The organism is Anaerotignum sp., from assembly GCF_030625865.1.
Classification (GTDB): Bacteria; Bacillota; Clostridia; order Lachnospirales; family Anaerotignaceae; genus Chakrabartyella.
Genome location: NZ_DAOUQB010000006.1, coordinates 62043 through 80057, shown reverse-complemented (window position 1 = coordinate 80057; position 18015 = coordinate 62043). Strand labels below are relative to the sequence as shown.

Here is an 18015-nt window from a genome sequence, read left to right as displayed (position 1 = left end):
CGCTAGAATCACCGGTTGTACCTTCTTTATATTTCCAATGGGCAGCAATACCGTATTCGCTGGTACGATGCATGTCCCAGGTACGGATTTGAATTTCAAAGGGCTGTCCATTCGGTCCAATCAACGTGTTATGCAAAGACTGATACATATTGGGTTTTGGCATAGCAATGTAATCTTTAAACCTGCCCAGCATAGGCGTATACATGGTATGCACAATGCCCAAAACCGCATAGCAGTCTTTGATGCTGTCCACAATAGCCCGAACTGCAAACAAATCGTAGATTTGATCCAGCGTCTTATTCTGGTTGACCATTTTTTTATAAATGCTGAAAAAGTGCTTGCTTCTGCCTTCAATCTTACCGGAAATTCCGGCTTCATCCATCTTACCCTTGACCTCATCCACAATACTCTGAACAAAGGCCTCTCGTTCCACTCGCTTTTTCTCAATCTTTGCCGCCAAATCAAAGTAGGCTTCCGGGTTCAAATATTTAAAGCAAAGATCCTCCATTTCCGTACGGATTTTGGAGATACCCAATCTATGCGCTAATGGAGCATAAATATCCAGGGTTTCCTGGGCTTTTTCATGCTGCTTTTCAGGCGTCATATAATTTAGGGTACGCATATTGTGCAGCCTATCCGCCAACTTAATCAAAATAACACGAATGTCCTTTGCCATAGCAAGAAACATCTTACGGTAATTCTCCGCCTGAATTTCCTCTTTGGTTGTATAGGATAGTTTCCCCAGCTTTGTAACTCCATCAACCAAGCTGGCAATTTCTTCGCCAAACATCTTAGCAATATCTTCATGGCTGTAATTGGTATCTTCAATAACATCATGGAGAATGCCTGCAACGATGGATTCCATATCCAATTCCAACTCCGCCAAAATATAGGCCACTTTTAAGGGATGGATTACATATGGCTCACCCGACTTTCTCCTTTGTTCCTTATGCGCATCCATTGCCAACTCATAAGCCTTTTCCAACAAACTATAGTCCTTTGACGGATGATACATCTTAATCCGTTCCATTAACTCTTGAAACAATTGCTCTGCCGTTGCCATATCCATCACCTCCCTGATCTTATTACTTTTATGTCCTTTCGGGACATGGAATGTCTAAAAAACCTGTAAATTTGATTATAACTTCTCATATTCATATTTTCAAGAAATTTCTATTTTTCAAATTAAACCCTTGTCATACTTCAAGCCTAATATTCTCCAAAGACTTTCGTCCAACCGTTCATTAGAAATACGTCCTTCTTGGACTGCATCCAGTAGCGCTTGGTAAGCCTCATCCAAATCCGCCGGCATTAATACGATATCAATGTCTGCCAAAACAGACATCACAACGGATTCCCCCACACCATAATATTCAGTGATTGCCTGCATATTCATTGCATCCGTAATGGCAATGCCATTGAACTTTAATTCCTCCCGTAAAAGCTTCACTGCTTGAGCTGAAAGGGTGGCCGGCAAACCATCCGTTGTGGCGTTAGGGGTTTTAATATGCCCAACCATCACAAAATCAACGCCTTCCTCAACGGCTTTCCGAAAGGGAACAAACTCAACTGTCTTCAGTCTTTCCAATGTATGGGTTACAAATACCTCCCCTTTATGGCTATCTGCCGCCGTGTCTCCATGCCCAGGAAAATGCTTTGCAGTCCCACTAATCCCCGTCCCCTGCAAACCTTTGATAAAAGCAGAAACCATATTTGCCGCCTGTTCGGGGTCATCGGAGTAAGAACGAATGCCAATAACGGGATTGTCAGGATTGGTATTTACATCAGCAACAGGGGCGAAGTCCACATTTACACCCAAAGAAATTAATGTTTCTCCAATAGAACGACCAGCTGCTTCCGCCTCAGCCGGCTCTTTCATCTCTCCCGGCGAGAGCATTGTTTCATGTGGAATGTTGCTTTTTTTCAATCGGGAAACCAATCCGCCTTCCTCATCAATGCCTATAAATAAAGGAATCTCAGCGGCATTTTGCATGTCCTCTGTCAGTTTCTTCGTCTGCTCTAAAGTATCAAGATTCTCTGCAAATAAAATGGTTCCGCCAAGATGATAATTCTTTATTTTTTCCGCTCCATCCTCACTTAGAACCGTCATACCAGTTCCATCAGGATTATTTCTAAAATCACACATTAACAGCTGACCAACTTTTTCTTCCACCGTCATAGTATCTATCATTTCTTGTATTGTTTCCTGTTTGATTTCTTCTGCAGTTTTGGTAACCTCTTCTTGGGTGTCCCCTGCCATATCGCTTCCACAGCCAGCGCCAAAACACAAAACTGCAATCATTAAACCTGCCAACCAACGCTTCATATAAATTCTCCTTTTTTTGTATCTTAACATTATAGCCCTTTTCCTTAAAAAAAAACAGTATTCCTTACATTTTTCTTTAACTTTCGATAAAAAAAATAAATAAATTTAATTTATCTTGGTTATTTTCTGTTTTTTGCCCCCTTTTTCTTCCCCATAAAAGCAGAGAACCTCCAATACTTCGTCTTCTCGGTCTTTTGCTCCGCAAACGGGCTTTTACAGAGAATTTCTCCAAGCTTCCCTTGGCTTTTTCTCTGTTTTTTGCCCCCTTTTTCTTCCTCATAAAAGCGGAGAACCTCCAATACTTCGTCTTCTCGGTCTTTTGCTCCGCAAACGGGCTTTTTCAGAGAATTCCTCCAAGCTTCCCTTGGCTTTTTCTCTGTTTTTTGCCCCCTTTCTCCGCTTTTATGATATAATAGCCTTTAAGCTTGAAATCGAAAAGGAGAATCACTTTATGAAGCTTCAAAAATTACTTAGCTATGTGCGTCGTGCCGTAGATGATTACAATATGATTGAAGAAGGGGATAAAATAGCCATTGGTGTTTCCGGTGGAAAAGACAGCATTTGCCTACTCTTAGCCCTAAAACATTTACAGCGTTTTTACCCAAAACACTTTGAATTAGAGGCTATTACCGTTTCTCTAGGGCTTCCCGGGGCAACCTATGATGACATTCAGACCTTATGTGATGAAATTGGCATACATTATACCGTTGTTCATACAGATATTGGGCAGATCATTTTCCACGAAAGAAAAGAAAAGAATCCCTGCTCACTTTGCGCAAAGATGAGAAAAGGTGCTTTAAACGATGCTGCGGAAAAATTAGGCTGCAACAAGGTAGCTTTAGGGCATAACAAGGACGATGTGGTGGAAACCTTTTTTATGTCTCTTTTCTATGAAGGCAGAATAAATTGCTTTGCTCCTGTAAGCTATCTGGACAGAAAAAAAATTTATTCTATACGCCCTTTGATGTACGTTCCTGAATGGGAAGCAAAAAGCTTTGTTGTAAAAAATCAAATCAACATCGTAAAAAATCCCTGCTTGGTCGATGGAAACACTAAGCGTCAGGAAACAAAAGAGCTTTTGGCAGAACTTTCAAAAAACTATGATAATCTGCAAGAAAAAGTGTTTGGCGCCATCAAACGTTCCAATTTAAAGGGATGGAATGGGGAGATATAAACCATGTCAACATACCATGAAAATCTAAAAAATCAAGAAACCCTCAGGTTACGGGAGATTCAAAAGGAACTCCCTTCTTTTCTTGCAGAATTTTTCCGAGGAATTGCCCAAACCACTTCCACGAAAACCAGACTGGGCTATGCCTATGACTTAAGAATTTTTTTCCGTTATCTATTTGAAGAACATCGGACCCTCGGAGGAATTGAGCCTTCAAAACTTGTTGTGGCGAATTTAAATGAGATTACCTCTGATGATATTGATTGTTTTATGGAATACCTTTCCTACTATATTCGGCCCGATTATGAGCATCCAGAAAACAATGCCGAATTACATAACGATGAAAAGGGAAAATCCCGAAAGCTGGCAGCAGTCCGTTCCATGTATAAGTATTTTTATAGAAAAAGAAAAGTTACCGCAAACCCTGCTACCATCGTTGAAACGCCAAAAATACACAGCAAACAAATCGTACGTTTAGATGTAAATGAAATGGCTGATTTTTTGGATGCCGTAGAGTCAGGAGAAAAACTGTCCCAACGAGAAAAAACGTTTCATGAACGAACAAAAAAAAGAGATTTAGCCATAACAACCCTTCTTCTTGGAACTGGGATGCGCGTTTCTGAATGTGTGGGCATAAATATAAAAGATATAGATTTTAAAAATAATGCCGTTAAAATTGTTCGCAAAGGAGGAAACGAGGTTTTCTTATACTTTGGGGATGAAGTGCAAAAGGCTTTACAGGATTATTTGGAAGAACGGAATTCCGCCATCACAAAGGAAGATGATGAGGACGCCCTCTTTCTTTCTTCCCAAGGAAAGCGAATCACTGTGCGCACCGTTCAAAAAATGGTTAAAAAATATGCTTCTACCGTTACTGTGAAAAAAATATCGCCTCATAAACTGCGCAGCACCTTTGGTACCAATCTTTATCAGGAAACCGGGGATATTTATTTAGTGGCAGACACCTTGGGTCATGCCGATGTGAACACCACCAAAAAACACTATGCCGAAATTGAAGACCAAAGAAGGCGGAAAGCCGCCTCATATATTAAACTAAGAAAGGACTGACTCCATGACCGAACGTAAATTAGATATCCGAGCATTCTCAAATACTTTTAAAGATCATAAAGCAGAACCCATATTTAAGCTTCGTCGTTTTGCAGTTTTAGCATTGATTACTGAAAAAAACGGAGAGCTTTGTTTTGTTTTAAATAAGCGTGCTTTAGGGGTACGTCAGCCGGGTGATATTTGCTTCCCGGGAGGACACCACGAGGGTGGCGAAAGATTAGAGCAAACCGCCCTACGAGAAACGGAAGAAGAGTTGGGCATCCCGCAAAGTGAGATTTCTATATTAGGAAAAAGTGATTATATGCTCACCATTTATCAAGGTGTCATACAGCCTTTTTTGGGCTATGTATGCTATGATGTTTTACGTTCTTCCTGCCCCAATCCCCAGGAGGTCGCTCAGATTTTCACCGTTCCCATCTCTTTTTTTATGGAAACACCTCCGGAAATTCACGATATGATATGGGAATCTGTAAAACTCGATACCTTCCCATATCACCGCATTGAAGGGGGACAAAATTATCCTTTTAGCAAGCATCATATCCCTGAGTTGTTTTATGAATATAAAGGCCATACCATTTGGGGCTTTACCGCACAAGTAATCCAAAATATCATAAGTCTTCTTAGTGAAACGTAAAAAATCCCCTGAGAAAAAACAAAATGTTTTTCCCAGGGGATTTTTATTTCTTTTTGTTTGCGTAGTTTTGTTTTCGTACTCTATCCTCAGCGGCTTTTAATTTTTCTTTTTCCACCTTTGCATCCAACATTTCTTCAATATCTTCCGGCAATTCTAAGGTAATACGACCTAGTTTTCCACCTCTGAATTCGTCCAGCAAAATTTTTGCAGCTCTCTCCAAATCAGGCTCTCCGCCCTTAAGCTTAAAGCTCCTTGCCTCCGCAATTTGCCTTAATACCACATGAGATTCTTCAATAGTGTCAAAAACAATTTGATAGCGTTTTTTAATGCAGTCTGCATTCCGAAGGAGCATATGATCAATAAATGCAACGGCTAACGTCTCCGCATCCAAAATATCATCGTTAATTGCACCGGTAAAAGCAAGTTTCAGCCCAACCTCTTGATCTTCAAATTTAGGCCACAAAATACCTGGCGTATCCAACAGTTCAAAATCTTTTTTCAGCTTAATCCATTGCTTTCCCCGTGTTACACCGGGCTTATCCCCTGTTTTTGCCGTTGTTTTTCCAACATATTTATTAATAAAAGTTGATTTTCCAACGTTTGGGATGCCTGCAATCATACTTCGAATGGGCACATGAATACGACCCCTTGCTTTTAACTTTTCAATCTTTTCTTTCATCAAGCTTCTTGCCGCTTCCGTAACTTCATTCATTCCCGTTCCCTTTAAAGAATTCATTTGAATGACACAAAAGCCTTGTTTTTCAAAATAATCCGTCCAAATAGCAGTTGCTCTTTCATCCGCCAAATCACATTTATTCAACAAAATAATACGATGTTTATTTTTCGCCAATGTATCCAAATCGGGGTTTTTACTGCTATAAGGAATACGTGCATCCACCAACTCTATGACAATATCAACCAGTGAAATGGTTTCTTCCATCATACGACGTGTCTTGGTCATATGCCCCGGGTACCATTGTATATTCATAACTTTTCGTTCCTTCCTTTAAGAAATAAAACCAAATACATCAAAAGGGTATAAACGGAATATAACCTTTCCAACTAAATTTTTCTTTTCAATTGCGCCGATAGAAACTCTTCGGCTGTCTATGCTGCCATTTCGGTTGTCCCCCATAACAAAATAACTTCCTTCCGGCACAGTAAAGGGATATTCGATGTCTCCTTTTGTCATCATAGGCTCACTGAGATATGGCTCTTCAATCAATTCACCATTAACATATAGATAGTATTCCACATTCTCACTGTCACCATTCCAAACAATATCAATCTCATCTCCAGGCAGGCCAATAACACGTTTGATGATCTTTTCCCTCTGCCCATCATAATCCAACTGGCAAATGACAATATCTCCTTTTTCAGGAGAAGCAATAGAGGTTGCTAATTTATTGATAAACACCAAATCTCCATGATGGAAATTCGGCTTCATGGAAGACCCTTTCACATAAACCGTTCCTAATACAAAGGTACGAAGTATCAAAACAAAAGCCAATAAAAGAATCAGTTGCAGCCAAGAGGGAATTTGACTCTTCTTTTTTGATTTTCTATCCCTTGGTTTTTGCTCTCCTTGCTCCTGCACTTGTTCACTTTGCTCCTGCGTCTGTTCCATTTTTATCCTCCTCCAAGCAAATCCAACCACAAAAAATTGGATTTTACCACCTGATTTTTATCTATTCTTCTCTTTTTCGTAAAAGGCAAATTTTTTTGCCTCTTACGAAAAAACCTCGATGAAAACAATTCCACCGAGGTAAATTTTTTATCTTAATACTTCTTTTACTTTTGCTGCCTTACCAACTTTATCTCTCAAGTAGAAAAGTTTTGCACGTCTTACAATACCGCGTCTTACAACCTCGATACGATCAATTCTAGGAGAATGCAAAGGCCATGTTCTTTCCACGCCAACGCCGGAAGCAATACGTCTTACAGTAAAAGTTTCTCTGATGCCGCCGCCCTGTCTTTTAATAACAACGCCTTCAAACATCTGAAGTCTTTCTCTGGTGCCTTCTACTACTTTCGCATAAACGCGAATTGTATCACCAACGTTAAAAGGAGTTACTTCGCTTTTCAGCTGTTCTTTTTCCAATTCTCTAATAATATCCATTTCGTTTCCTCCTTCCTTCAAAGATGTTCTTGATGCCATTTCATCCATGCATCATTGGACCATCCGTAATCACAATTCAGAATTATAACATATCCAAAATAAGTGTGCAAGCACTTTCTTACTATTTCCCTGTTATTTCTACACTTTCTCGAAAAATCATATCCAGATATGGCTGATGGCAACGCAAATTGGCACCGTAGCCATAGAAAAAGCAGTTGTTATCATAACCATTTTTGAGGATGCTTCTACACCTACACCATATTTTCCTACGATCATGGGAATAATCGCCGCCGAAGGCAAAGACATGGCAATAAACAAGACCGCTTTTACCAAAGGCTGCATGGGAATAAAATAAATAAAGAGGAACGTCATAATGGGCATGGCAATCATTTTTATCAGACTTGCCTCCAATGCTTCCCGATCCCTTAATAAATATTTCAGCCCACTATTTCCCGTTAAGGCGCCGATATAAATTAAAGAAAGGGGTGTGGAAATTCCACCCAAGGAAGCAATAAAATCTTGAACAAAACCGGGTATGTATGCCATTAGCCCAACGACTGAAGCCAAAAGACCCAGTAAAATGGAAGAAATATTAGGATTTATCGCCCCTTTCACTAAGGTGCGAAGCATTGTTCCTAGGCTTTCTCCCTTGATTCCTTTTATAATATATAAACCAATACTCCACACATAAAGGTTCAGCCCCAAAACACTGGCAGACATATATACAACTGCCTCTTCGCCAAAAAACATAAGTGCAATGGGAAAGCCAATAAATGCGTTGTTTACAGATACCGCTGTAACTTCAAGCATATCAAGATGGGCTTCTTCAAACTTACGAAAACGATAGTACATCCGAATGATACGGCCAAAAATCAGCGAGCCAAAAAAATGCAGGGCAACCACCGTGGCAAAATTCAGCAGCATATCCTTTTCAACCCTGGTATTGGCTAAGCTTGAAAACAACAGTGCCGGAATGGTAAAAAAAAGTACAATGTTCCCAACGCCCACGGTCATCTCATTATTCAGAAAACCTTTTCTGCTGCACAAATACCCCACTGCCATTAAAGCAAATAACACAAAAAATTGACCAAACATAAGCTTCTCCTTTGTAAATCCTCTTTTGTATGTCGGCATAAAAAGCCTCTTTTTTTCTTTTGCGAAAGCCACTAAAAATTTTGTTTTCTTATTTTTCATATTAGCAAAAATTTCTGGAAATAGCAATGAAGAAACCTTTTATTTTCTCGTTTCAAAATCATTCTAAAATATAAAACCCCCCTTCCCATTTAAGTCGAAAAATGGTATTTTATTTATATAGTATACATAGACTAGTTGTAGAGCTTGCATCCGAAATATGCACTGATGTGCAAAAAAGAATAGAGGTGAGCACTTTTGTCACTGTTTACAGTAAAAGCAATTCGCGAAACTTTTTTAGACCTCCTTTTAAAAAAGTCTTTCGACAAGATTACCATAAAAGATATTGTTGAGGAATGCGGGATTAACCGCAATACTTTTTATTATTACTATAAAGATATTTATGACCTCATGGAAGACGTACTGGTTACCGAAACAAAAAAAGTATTAGAAGATCAACAAAGTTCCGATACTTGTTATGAAGAGTTTCAACGGATCGCAGCCTTTATTACAAACTATAAAACATCAATTGCCCACATTTACTACTCCAAAAGTCGTGATGTCTTTGTGAGCTATTTATATAATATTTCCGAAATAATTTTACAAAACTATATTGATCATCTCGTACTCGATACAGAAATTCCAAAAGAAAACACAAAATTCGTCTGCGATTTTTACCGTTTTTCCTTGGTAGGGATGATTATTAATTGGATTAAAAACGGCATGGAGGAGGATTCTCAGACATTCCTTAAAAAAATGTCTGATATTTTTGAAAACACCGTGGAAATTGCTTTAAGAGCTGGTGTTAACGGGGATGCATAAAATAAAACCTTAGACAAAATCAGGATAATGCACAAATTTTGTGCATTATCCTTTTTTTATCCGTACTATTCATTGGGGTAAAGGGATAAACTAGCTATAGCAGAGAAGGAGGTGTAGTCTTGAAAAGCATATGCAAAACGAAATTCGTCTCTTGTATACCGGCTTTAATCTTTATCATCCTAGGATGTTACCTGCTTCCAAACCCGCAAATTGCATTTCAATCCCTTTGCTATCTTTTGGGTGTCGTCTTTATGGGATACGGAGTCATTAAATTAATTTGCTACTTTGCCAAAGATATCTACCAATTGGCATTTCAGTTTGATTTTGCCATGGGGCTCTTTTCTTTGACTATGGGTTTTCTCATTTTCTATTTTGTGAAACCCATCACCAACATATTCCCAACCATGATAGGTATCATTATTTTAGTTGACGCCGTATTAAAAATTCAAACCACCTTGGATGCAAAAAAATTTGGGCTGGAAAAATGGTGGCTTATCCTGATTCTGGCACTCGGAACAGCTTTGGCAGCTGTCCTTCTCATTGTGAAGCCCATGGGCACAATTTATACTTTATTGCATTTCCTTGGCTTAAACTTCATCTTTGATGGCTGCCTTAATCTTTGGATCGTGCTTTATACAGTCAAAGTAGTAAACTAAAGCACTCCTGCAATTGGCTTCAATAACAAAACTTTTATAATTCTCTAAAATCAAAAAAAGAATTGGAGGAATTACGATGGGTACACTTTCACATACGGCAGGAAAGATGGCTTTTAGCACAGCCATCAACGCCGCACAGCATAGCTCAGAGGAAAACAGAGAAAAAATGATACGAAAGCTTCTTGACCTCATGGAAAAATATATGTCAGATGAGAAACTGGATATCAACTTTAACACCGCCAGAGATATGATTTCTGCCAAAGATGGCACTTTAAACAAATACATAAACAGGCTTTTTGAAGAAGTTCATCCTCATGTATTAAAAACAACTGCCCTGAATTTAGGCTTTGAATCCTTTTTTAGCGGAACAAAAACCATTCGAAAAATGCGAGAAATTCACGAATGCAATGTTCCTTGGTTAATTCTAATGGATCCCACCAGTGCTTGTAATTTGCATTGCACAGGATGCTGGGCCGCCGAATACGGAAACAAACTAAATCTTACTTTCGAAGAGATGGATCGTGTAATTATGCAAGGCAAAGAACTGGGCATTTATTTTTATATGTTAACCGGCGGAGAACCCTTGGTTAGAAAAGCTGACATTATCCGACTATGTAAAAAACATAATGATTGCGCCTTCTTGGCATATACCAACGGAACCTTGGTGGACGAGAATCTTTGTAAAGAAATGCAAGCAGTTGGGAATTTCTATCTTGCCCTTAGCCTGGAGGGATTTTCCGAAGTAAACGATTTGCGCCGAGGAAAGGGTGTTTATGAGAAAGTAATGCATGCCATGGATCTGTTGAAAAAATACGGTTTAATATTCGGCACCTCTATTTGCTATACTTCTAAAAATATTGAAACAATAGTCAGCGACGAATTTGTGGATTTATTGGTACAAAAAGGAAACCGATATGCATTTTATTTCCACTATATGCCCGTGGGAAACGATGCTGCTGTGGATTTACTGCCAACGGTAGAACAACGTAAATTCATGTATAAACGTGTTCGAGAAATTAGAGATATGCGTAACGGAAAAGGGCTATTTACCATGGACTTCCAAAATGACGGTGAGTATGTTGGCGGGTGTATTGCAGGGGGAAGAAATTACTTCCATATCAACGCTAATGGTGATGCGGAACCGTGTGTATTTATCCACTATTCCAATGCAAATATCAGAACCCATACGTTACTGGAAATTTTAAAACAACCTATCTTCATGGCGTATCGGGATCATCAACCCTTTAACAAAAATCATTTAAGGCCTTGCCCTATGCTTGAAAATCCAGAATTCCTAGTTAAAATGGTTCAAGAAACGGGAGCACAATCTACGGATCTCCAGTCACCGGAATCTGCGGAACATCTTTGTGCAAAATGCCATGAATACGCAAAAGCTTGGACCCCCTGCGCCGAGCAGCTTTGGGAAGAAAATCCCCATGTAGAACCAAAATATGAGAACTACAAACCGGAAAATACCAATCATAATCGAATTGTTTCCTAATGGCATAATAAATACAAGTATAAAAACAGAGGCTCCTTTTTCAAAGTCCATATATCCATAAGTTCTGTGAATAAAAAAAGCTGTCCTGCATTCATATCCACAATATTTTAAAGGCTGATATTTTTACAATGTCAGCCTTTTTGCCATAAAAAAAGTGCTTCTTCCAAATTACAAGACAGCACTTTTTTTCTTATTTTAGTAATGAATTACTGTATTCACATGATAACCGTCCAAAACTTTTCTGCCATTTAAGAAGTCCAGCTCAATCAAAAAGTTTAAGGAAACCACTTCTGCACCAATACTTTCAACCATATCCACGATGGCTGTAGCTGTTCCGCCTGTTGCCAAAAGGTCATCAACAATCACAACCTTTTGTCCCGGCTGAACGGCATCCTTATGCATCTCAATAACAGCCGTGCCATATTCTAAGGAATACTCTTTGCTGACAACTTCGGCAGGAAGCTTGCCCTTTTTACGAATAGGGATAAAACCTTTTTTTAAGTTATATGCAATTGGCATTCCAAAAATAAAGCCTCTGGATTCAGGTCCTAAAATCAAATCAAATTCCTGTCCCTCCAGCATTTTCTGCATCTGATCTACTGCTTCTACCAAGCCATCTGTATCCTTTAACAAGGTAGTAATATCCCGAAAAATAACCCCCTTTTCCGGATAATCAGGGATAGATCTGATTTTATCTTTTAATTCCATTTGTCGCTCCTCCTTATTTTGAAAGCCTAAAATCTTTTATCATTAATTGCACAGAACTTCTACCTTTATATGTATTAATTTCTATGCAATATACAAAGTCGATTTTTGGGGCTATTTGCCCACCGCACATCATTTTATCACATTCTTCCTGCGGATACAATTCTTTTAATAAATTCAGCATATCGCCATACCCATCAAAGGATATCCCTGCAAGACGTATCCCACTGATTCCCTCGGATAAGGTCATACGAAGAATGTCTTTGTTTTTTCCAATCAAATCCATCTTATCCACAGAAATATTTTTGGAAGCAAATAAAGGTGATGGATTTTCTTTGCCAAAAGGGGCTAACGCCTTGATTTCCTTTGCCAACTTCAAGTCAATCTCTGAAAACAGCAGTTGCTTTTCCAAACGTAAAGCAGGTGTCAATTGCGCTTCTGTTAACTGACATGTATCGTTTAACATTTTTCGCAAAATAGGAATGTTCTCTTTCGGTAAAGATAACCCTGCAGCCATAGCATGCCCACCAAAACGGGTAAACAGTTCTTTACATTGAAAAAGGGCTTCAAATAAATTATACCCCTCAATGCTTCTTCCCGATCCTTTGGCTCCATCCTCTCCATTGGTAATTAAAACCACAGGACGGTAATAACGTTCTTTTATCCTTCCCGCCACAATTCCGGCAATACTTTCATGGGTATCCTCGTCATATAAAACCAGAACCTTTTCATTTAATAAGTGTTCTCGCTCAATCCTCTCCATGCCACGCTCCGTAGCCTGGGCTGTAAGACTTTTTCTTTCCCCATTAAGTTCTACTAATGTTTTGGCAATCTCCTTCGCTTTTGCCTGGTTTGTTTCGCAAAATAAGGCAACCGCTTTTTCGCCGCTTTCCAGCCGCCCCGTGGCATTAATGCAAGGCCCTATCACAAACCCAAAGTGGTATTCCGTTATCTGTTTATCGCCTATTCCCGTTTCTTCCATTAATGCCTGCAAGCCAATATTTGTTGCTCTTTGAATCTCCTTCAGACCATGTCGAACCAGAATTCTATTTTCATCCTTTAAATCTACAATATCACACACTGTTGCTATGGCGCCAAAGCACAAAAACTCTTTCTCCAATTCTTCATCCTTTATTTCGAAAGCTTGTAACAACTTTATTGCAAATTTATAAGCAATCCCCCCTGCGCAAAGCATAGGAAAAACGTAATTACAACCTTTTTGTTTTGGATCAATCACCGCGTCTGCAAAAGGAATAATATCTTCCTTTTCTCCATTTACCTCCAAAAATCCCGGCTCATGGTGATCTAAAATTACAACAGTCATCCCTAGTTCTTTTGCCCTTTTTGTTTCTTCCAGCGCAGAGATTCCGTTATCGCAAGTGAAAAGTACCTCCACCCCGTCTTTTGCCAATTCTTCTACAGCTTTCAAATTTAATCCATATCCTTCTTTCTGTCGGTGAGGCACATAATAAACAGCATCCCCGCCACATCTTAGGATAGCTCGATAAAGAATTGTGGTACTCATAACACCATCCACATCATAATCGCCGTAAACAGCAATCTTCTTTTTTTCTTTTATCCCTTGGGTAATCAACTTGACCCCTAAAGCCATGTCTTTCATCAAGAATGGGTCTCTTAAATCTTCCATCGTTCCGTATATAAAATTTCTTGCGCACTGTCTCTCTCCAAGGCCCCTGTTTGCAAGAATACAAGCAACTGTCTCTTTCACACCCAGTTCCTTCGCCATAACAGACGTATCTATTTTGGATCTTTTCAATAACCATCGCTTCATCCAAACAACTCCTTCAACCTTATTATTATATCATATTGAAAAAGGAATGGTAGAAGGAATGTTCTTACACCTCATAATTAGCATAAAGCATTACGTATTCTCTTCATACTTCCTTTATCATTTGTAAATAAACACAATCATTTCCTTGAAATACCTTAAGGGTAATGAAAAACAATGATGCTTTTTAAACGCCTTCCATCCCCATTTTTAAAGGAATTAATAGCACTCCAAAAAGTTTTTTCCACTAAAAAACAGCAGGAACAATGTCCTGCTGTTTTTTGTTATTGTTTCACATTACTTATCCCTTTTGGGTAATAAAGAATACCAAATGGAACCAGAAATACAAATTGAAGAATATGCCCCTACAATAATACCTACCATCATAGGAAGGGCAATTTCTTTAATCGATTGAACCCCGATTGCATAAATCGCACCTACAGTAAAGAACGTAGTAATAGAAGTGTTAATGGATCTAGCCAACGTTTGTGCAATACTTTTATCAATTTTTTCTGCGGTTTGATGTTTTGAAAATCTATTATGATTTTCTCTCACCCTGTCAAAAATTACAATTGTTGCATTTACCGAATAACCTAAAATAGTCAGTAAAACCGCAATAAATGCGTTATTTACAGGAATACGGAAAATAGCATATGCTACTATTACAAGCAACACATCATGTAACAAAGCAATAATTGCACTGCCGCCTGCTCTAATATCTTTAAATCGAATCGAGATATAGATTAACATCGCAATACAAGCAACAAGAATTGCTTTCATTGCTGCCTTCTGCATTTCTGAACTTACTGTACCACTTACATCTTTTATTGATTTTATATCTGATGAAAGGAACTCTGCCTTAATGGCTTCTGACAGCTTTCCTCTCGTTTCACTATCAATAGATTGTATTTTGACCTGAACTTCATTTGTTCCTATAATATCCTGAATCTGCGGACTATTTTGTCCTGTGACTTTATCAATAATCCCACGCAACTGTTCATGGTCAAAAGCTTCGCCCATATCAATTTCTATTGCTGTACCGCCCGTAAATTCAACATCCCAATTCAGCATGCCGTTTCCCTTACTAGCTTGATAAAACATTGATGCAAAACCAATAATTATCAATATTAAAGAAAGGGCAAAAAATTTCTTTCTGTTTTCTATTATCCTCATTTCTGCCGCCTCCTTACTTTACTCGAAATCCATAGTTCTTTGGGTTATGGAATCCTGCTTTTATCAAACTATTTACAATAATTCTAGTCACAACCAACGCAGTAAACATTGAAATAATGATACCAATCATTAGCGTAGTAGCAAAACCTTTTATCGTACCGGAACCTAAAAAGAACAATACAACCGCCGCAATTAACGTAGTTACATTACCATCAACAATGGCAGGCAATGCCCTTGAAAAACCTATCTTCACCGCAGAACGCAGTGTTTTCCCTATAACCAGTTCTTCTTTGATTCGTTCAAATATGACAACATTCGCATCTACCGCCATACCAATGGAAAGAATAATCCCGGCAACACCTGGTAGTGTTAAAGTAATATGGAACAAACTTAAGAACAATAACTCCAAGGCAATATATATAATTAATGCCCAATCAGCTGCAAAACCTAACACCCTATATGCAAAAAGCATATACAAAAGTACCAGTGCAATACCAACTAAACCAGCGGTAATACCGGTGGAAAGAGCATCTGCACCCAATCTTGCACCAACATTTCTCATTTGAATCACTTCTAAGTTAAACGGTAAAGAACCTGCTCTAATTAACGATGCTAAATTTTCTGCACCTTCTCCGGTAAATTGCCCCGTAATCATGGCATTTCCATCTGTTATTGCAGTCTGTACGGTAGGTGCACTGATTACCTCATTATCCATTACAATCATGATTTTCTTTCCGATGTTTTCTTTTGTTGCCTCAGCAAACCTTGCTTTTCCTTCATCATTAAATTCCAATGAAACATAGGGTACAGACGGACCATTCTTTGAAGTTGCCCCTACTTGTTTCGTAGCATCCTTTACCATGTCACCAGTCAGCAATACCTTTCCGTCCTCATCCGCAAACATAAGCTGTGCTGTTTGTCCAATTTCTTGTATTGCCTTTTCTGCATCATCCACACCAGGAATCTGAACACGAATACGCTTAGTACCTTCCTGCGCTGCCTCTGCCTCTGTCCAACCATTCCAATCCAAACGGCCTTGCAGTAAAGAAATCGCAGCAGACATTTCCTGGTCTGTAACAGTATCCTTCTCAGCCTCATACAAAATATCAACACCACCGCTTAAATCCAAGCCTTGTTTGATATCATTAACACTAAGCTGCTTGTCCTTACCAATTCCGTAATAGGTTAATGCGCTTAGGCCTAATGCAATAATAAGCATTAGCAGTAACATTAATCTTCCCTTTGTTTTCATTTTGAGCCCTCCTGAAATCTTTGTGCCAAAGTGATTTTGCACAAAAGAAAGGCGGTTCTCCTTTATAGAAGGAAGGAGAAACCAGCCTATTTCAAATTTTTTTAATTAGAAAGTCTCCAAAACCCTATGTAATGTGGGAAATTACAGCCTCTCATAGCAGTTAGTATATCACACTGTGCAAATTTTTCAAGTCTTTTTTCATTTTTTCCCATTAACACCCAAAATACCGCCTATTCCACCGCCTGCTAGAGCAACAATTAAAGTCATAATTTTCGATATTCCCATAGTAAAGGTGTCACTTGCTAAGGCTGTTATAATAAATAAAAGGATTGTGTACACCAGACCAGCGGCCAATCCCATAAGTAGTCCTTTTTTCTTGCGACATTTTGCCCAGTCATACCCGGCTATGGCCGAAGAAATGGCCGTACATACCAATGCAACCATAGGCAGGCTCTGCTCAGAAATATTCGTGTATGTAAGAATTAGCCCATAAGCAATAAAGAAAATACAAGTAATGGCATAAGCGATGGCCATTCCTTTCATCATGCAGACCCAGCCTTTACTTCCTTGATTTTCCATTACTTCTCTTTTTTTCTGTATTTTTTTCATCTTCTCTTTCTTTTTCAATACTATCCTCTCCCAGTTTGCTTTGGTTTATTTTATGGGAGAAGCTCATGAAATATGATACTATCTTTAAAATCCTTCCCACCCCTACCTTCCATAAAAAGTTACTTTCCACTCTTTTTTGTGGTATACTTGACAGTAAAGGAGGCAGGAATATGGAAAAAAATGGCATTATCGACTTGCATACCCACTCTTATTGCTCCGATGGCACCTTTTCACCTGAGGGTCTTGTACTACTGGCAAAAAAACAGGGACTTTGTGCCATCGCCCTTACAGATCATGATACCATAGATGGATTAGAACAATTCCTTATGGCAGGAAAAAAACACGAGGTGGAAACTATTGCGGGCATTGAACTGGCTGCAAAGTGCCCTAGCTTTCACCAACCTGAACTGCATATTGTTGGTTTAGGGTTTGACCCAAAAGCACCCGTTTGGACTGAACAGATGGAGCGCATGAAAAACAATCGGCAAAACAGAAATATAAAAATGGCCTCTCAACTAACCCAAATCGGTCTTCCTGTAACCATGGAAGAAGTTATGGAAAATGCAGGGGGAGAAATCGTAACTCGTGCCCATTTTGCTAACATTCTTTTGAAAAAAAGATATGTCTATACACGACAAGAAGCTTTTTCTAAATATCTCTCTCAAGGACTTCCCGGCTATGTCCCCAAAATTCTTTTAACACCCACTGAATGCATACAAACAATTCATCTGGCAGGAGGCATCAGCATCCTCGCCCATCCTACGCTCTATAACCTCGCTCAAGACCAACTGGATTCCCTTTGTTCTGAATTAGTGCCTTTGGGCCTAGACGGAATTGAATGCTTTTACTCAACCTACTCCCCATCCCAAAGAAAAAATATGATGAAATTAGCGAAAAAACACCATCTTTTCCCCTCCGGCGGCAGTGATTTTCACGGTAATAACAAACCGCTTATCTCTTTGGGAACAGGCAAAGGAAATTTGTCCATCCCCTATATTTTATGGGAAAATATGAAACCCAAAATAAAAGAATTGAAAAAATGCAATTTGCAATAAAGGA

At 38.9% G+C, this 18015-nt stretch carries 19 protein-coding genes; 7 read left to right on the top strand and 12 right to left on the bottom strand.

Annotated elements, in window-relative coordinates; all coding sequences use genetic code 11:
- The 3 genes from P9Q65_RS03195 to P9Q65_RS03185 all read right to left on the bottom strand — a co-directional run.
- The coding region (locus P9Q65_RS03195) for a RelA/SpoT family protein (protein ID WP_442870830.1) at nucleotides 1-1069 on the bottom strand (1069 nt) is incomplete at its 3' end.
- Nucleotides 1070-1180: 111 nt separating this feature from the next.
- Nucleotides 1181-2326, bottom strand: coding sequence for a glycoside hydrolase family 3 protein (locus P9Q65_RS03190; RefSeq protein WP_304507759.1), 1146 nt, complete (start codon nucleotides 2324-2326; stop codon nucleotides 1181-1183).
- A gap of 76 nt (nucleotides 2327-2402) precedes the next feature.
- Complete coding sequence (locus tag P9Q65_RS03185; RefSeq protein WP_304507758.1) at nucleotides 2403-2606, bottom strand: hypothetical protein; 204 nt, start codon at nucleotides 2604-2606, stop codon at nucleotides 2403-2405.
- Nucleotides 2607-2777: 171 nt separating this feature from the next.
- Between P9Q65_RS03185 and P9Q65_RS03180 the strand changes: the two genes are divergently transcribed.
- Genes P9Q65_RS03180 through P9Q65_RS03170 form a run of 3 tightly spaced genes read left to right on the top strand, consistent with a single transcriptional unit; the run spans nucleotide 2778 to nucleotide 5199 of the window.
- On the top strand, nucleotides 2778-3500 hold the full coding sequence (locus tag P9Q65_RS03180; protein ID WP_304507756.1) for a tRNA 2-thiocytidine biosynthesis TtcA family protein: 723 nt from the start codon (nucleotides 2778-2780) through the stop codon (nucleotides 3498-3500).
- Nucleotides 3501-3503: 3 nt separating this feature from the next.
- A complete protein-coding gene (locus P9Q65_RS03175; RefSeq protein WP_304507754.1) occupies nucleotides 3504-4565 on the top strand; it encodes a tyrosine-type recombinase/integrase in 1062 nt (353 codons plus the stop codon).
- Between the two features lie 4 nt (nucleotides 4566-4569).
- Nucleotides 4570-5199 carry an NUDIX hydrolase gene (locus P9Q65_RS03170; protein WP_304507753.1) on the top strand — a complete coding sequence of 210 codons (630 nt, stop codon included), beginning with the start codon at nucleotides 4570-4572 and terminating at the stop codon, nucleotides 5197-5199.
- Between the two features lie 43 nt (nucleotides 5200-5242).
- Here P9Q65_RS03170 and ylqF read toward each other — a convergent pair whose 3' ends face one another.
- The 4 genes from ylqF to P9Q65_RS03150 form a co-directional block, all read right to left on the bottom strand.
- Nucleotides 5243-6187 (bottom strand): ribosome biogenesis GTPase YlqF, encoded by a 945-nt coding sequence (ylqF, locus tag P9Q65_RS03165; protein WP_304507751.1) that lies wholly within the window; start codon nucleotides 6185-6187, stop codon nucleotides 5243-5245.
- Between the two features lie 18 nt (nucleotides 6188-6205).
- Complete coding sequence (lepB, locus tag P9Q65_RS03160; protein ID WP_304507749.1) at nucleotides 6206-6826, bottom strand: signal peptidase I; 621 nt, start codon at nucleotides 6824-6826, stop codon at nucleotides 6206-6208.
- Nucleotides 6827-6973: 147 nt separating this feature from the next.
- Entirely contained in the window at nucleotides 6974-7318 is a 345-nt protein-coding gene (gene rplS / locus P9Q65_RS03155; protein ID WP_304507747.1) for a 50S ribosomal protein L19, read from the bottom strand.
- A 156-nt stretch (nucleotides 7319-7474) separates the two neighbouring features.
- On the bottom strand, nucleotides 7475-8452 hold the full coding sequence (locus P9Q65_RS03150; protein ID WP_304507745.1) for an AEC family transporter: 978 nt from the start codon (nucleotides 8450-8452) through the stop codon (nucleotides 7475-7477).
- 255 nt (nucleotides 8453-8707) lie between these two features.
- On the opposite strand from P9Q65_RS03150, the gene P9Q65_RS03145 reads away from it, so the two are divergent.
- The 3 genes from P9Q65_RS03145 to P9Q65_RS03135 all read left to right on the top strand — a co-directional run bounded on the left by P9Q65_RS03145 (nucleotide 8708) and on the right by P9Q65_RS03135 (nucleotide 11428).
- Entirely contained in the window at nucleotides 8708-9271 is a 564-nt protein-coding gene (locus P9Q65_RS03145; protein ID WP_304507744.1) for a TetR/AcrR family transcriptional regulator, read from the top strand.
- 119 nt (nucleotides 9272-9390) lie between these two features.
- A complete protein-coding gene (locus P9Q65_RS03140) occupies nucleotides 9391-9927 on the top strand; it encodes an HdeD family acid-resistance protein (protein WP_304507743.1) in 537 nt (178 codons plus the stop codon).
- A 76-nt stretch (nucleotides 9928-10003) separates the two neighbouring features.
- Nucleotides 10004-11428 (top strand): radical SAM protein, encoded by a 1425-nt coding sequence (locus P9Q65_RS03135; RefSeq protein WP_304507742.1) that lies wholly within the window; start codon nucleotides 10004-10006, stop codon nucleotides 11426-11428.
- Between the two features lie 195 nt (nucleotides 11429-11623).
- Here P9Q65_RS03135 and P9Q65_RS03130 read toward each other — a convergent pair whose 3' ends face one another.
- The 5 genes from P9Q65_RS03130 to P9Q65_RS03110 all read right to left on the bottom strand — a co-directional run bounded on the left by P9Q65_RS03130 (nucleotide 11624) and on the right by P9Q65_RS03110 (nucleotide 16974).
- Nucleotides 11624-12136: an adenine phosphoribosyltransferase gene (locus tag P9Q65_RS03130; protein WP_304507740.1), complete on the bottom strand. Its 513-nt coding sequence runs from the start codon at nucleotides 12134-12136 to the stop codon at nucleotides 11624-11626.
- Between the two features lie 13 nt (nucleotides 12137-12149).
- Nucleotides 12150-13925: a single-stranded-DNA-specific exonuclease RecJ gene (gene recJ / locus P9Q65_RS03125; RefSeq protein WP_304507739.1), complete on the bottom strand. Its 1776-nt coding sequence runs from the start codon at nucleotides 13923-13925 to the stop codon at nucleotides 12150-12152.
- 294 nt (nucleotides 13926-14219) lie between these two features.
- Nucleotides 14220-15095 (bottom strand): protein translocase subunit SecF, encoded by an 876-nt coding sequence (gene secF / locus P9Q65_RS03120; protein ID WP_304507737.1) that lies wholly within the window; start codon nucleotides 15093-15095, stop codon nucleotides 14220-14222.
- A gap of 13 nt (nucleotides 15096-15108) precedes the next feature.
- A complete protein-coding gene (gene secD / locus P9Q65_RS03115; RefSeq protein WP_304507735.1) occupies nucleotides 15109-16347 on the bottom strand; it encodes a protein translocase subunit SecD in 1239 nt (412 codons plus the stop codon).
- Between the two features lie 198 nt (nucleotides 16348-16545).
- Nucleotides 16546-16974: a TIGR04086 family membrane protein gene (locus P9Q65_RS03110; RefSeq protein WP_304507733.1), complete on the bottom strand. Its 429-nt coding sequence runs from the start codon at nucleotides 16972-16974 to the stop codon at nucleotides 16546-16548.
- A gap of 152 nt (nucleotides 16975-17126) precedes the next feature.
- Here P9Q65_RS03110 and P9Q65_RS03105 point away from each other — a divergent pair, with 152 nt between their 5' ends.
- The gene (locus tag P9Q65_RS03105; protein WP_304507732.1) at nucleotides 17127-18011 is read left to right on the top strand and encodes a PHP domain-containing protein; all 885 of its coding nucleotides are present in this window, start codon (nucleotides 17127-17129) and stop codon (nucleotides 18009-18011) included.
- Nucleotides 18012-18015: the final 4 nt, after the last annotated feature.

Coding starts and splice junctions, on each gene's coding strand:
- P9Q65_RS03190 (WP_304507759.1), bottom strand. CDS start 2,326: ATGAAGCGTTGGTTGGCAGGTTTAATGATTGCAGTTTTGTGTTTTGGC.
- ylqF (WP_304507751.1), bottom strand. CDS start 6,187: ATGAATATACAATGGTACCCGGGGCATATGACCAAGACACGTCGTATG.
- P9Q65_RS03175 (WP_304507754.1), top strand. CDS start 3,504: ATGTCAACATACCATGAAAATCTAAAAAATCAAGAAACCCTCAGGTTA.
- P9Q65_RS03185 (WP_304507758.1), bottom strand. CDS start 2,606: ATGAGGAAGAAAAAGGGGGCAAAAAACAGAGAAAAAGCCAAGGGAAGC.
- secF (WP_304507737.1), bottom strand. CDS start 15,095: ATGAGGATAATAGAAAACAGAAAGAAATTTTTTGCCCTTTCTTTAATA.
- P9Q65_RS03135 (WP_304507742.1), top strand. CDS start 10,004: ATGGGTACACTTTCACATACGGCAGGAAAGATGGCTTTTAGCACAGCC.
- P9Q65_RS03130 (WP_304507740.1), bottom strand. CDS start 12,136: ATGGAATTAAAAGATAAAATCAGATCTATCCCTGATTATCCGGAAAAG.
- P9Q65_RS03170 (WP_304507753.1), top strand. CDS start 4,570: ATGACCGAACGTAAATTAGATATCCGAGCATTCTCAAATACTTTTAAA.
- P9Q65_RS03150 (WP_304507745.1), bottom strand. CDS start 8,452: ATGCCGACATACAAAAGAGGATTTACAAAGGAGAAGCTTATGTTTGGT.
- P9Q65_RS03180 (WP_304507756.1), top strand. CDS start 2,778: ATGAAGCTTCAAAAATTACTTAGCTATGTGCGTCGTGCCGTAGATGAT.
- lepB (WP_304507749.1), bottom strand. CDS start 6,826: ATGGAACAGACGCAGGAGCAAAGTGAACAAGTGCAGGAGCAAGGAGAG.
- P9Q65_RS03105 (WP_304507732.1), top strand. CDS start 17,127: ATGGAAAAAAATGGCATTATCGACTTGCATACCCACTCTTATTGCTCC.
- recJ (WP_304507739.1), bottom strand. CDS start 13,925: ATGAAGCGATGGTTATTGAAAAGATCCAAAATAGATACGTCTGTTATG.
- rplS (WP_304507747.1), bottom strand. CDS start 7,318: ATGGATATTATTAGAGAATTGGAAAAAGAACAGCTGAAAAGCGAAGTA.
- secD (WP_304507735.1), bottom strand. CDS start 16,347: ATGAAAACAAAGGGAAGATTAATGTTACTGCTAATGCTTATTATTGCA.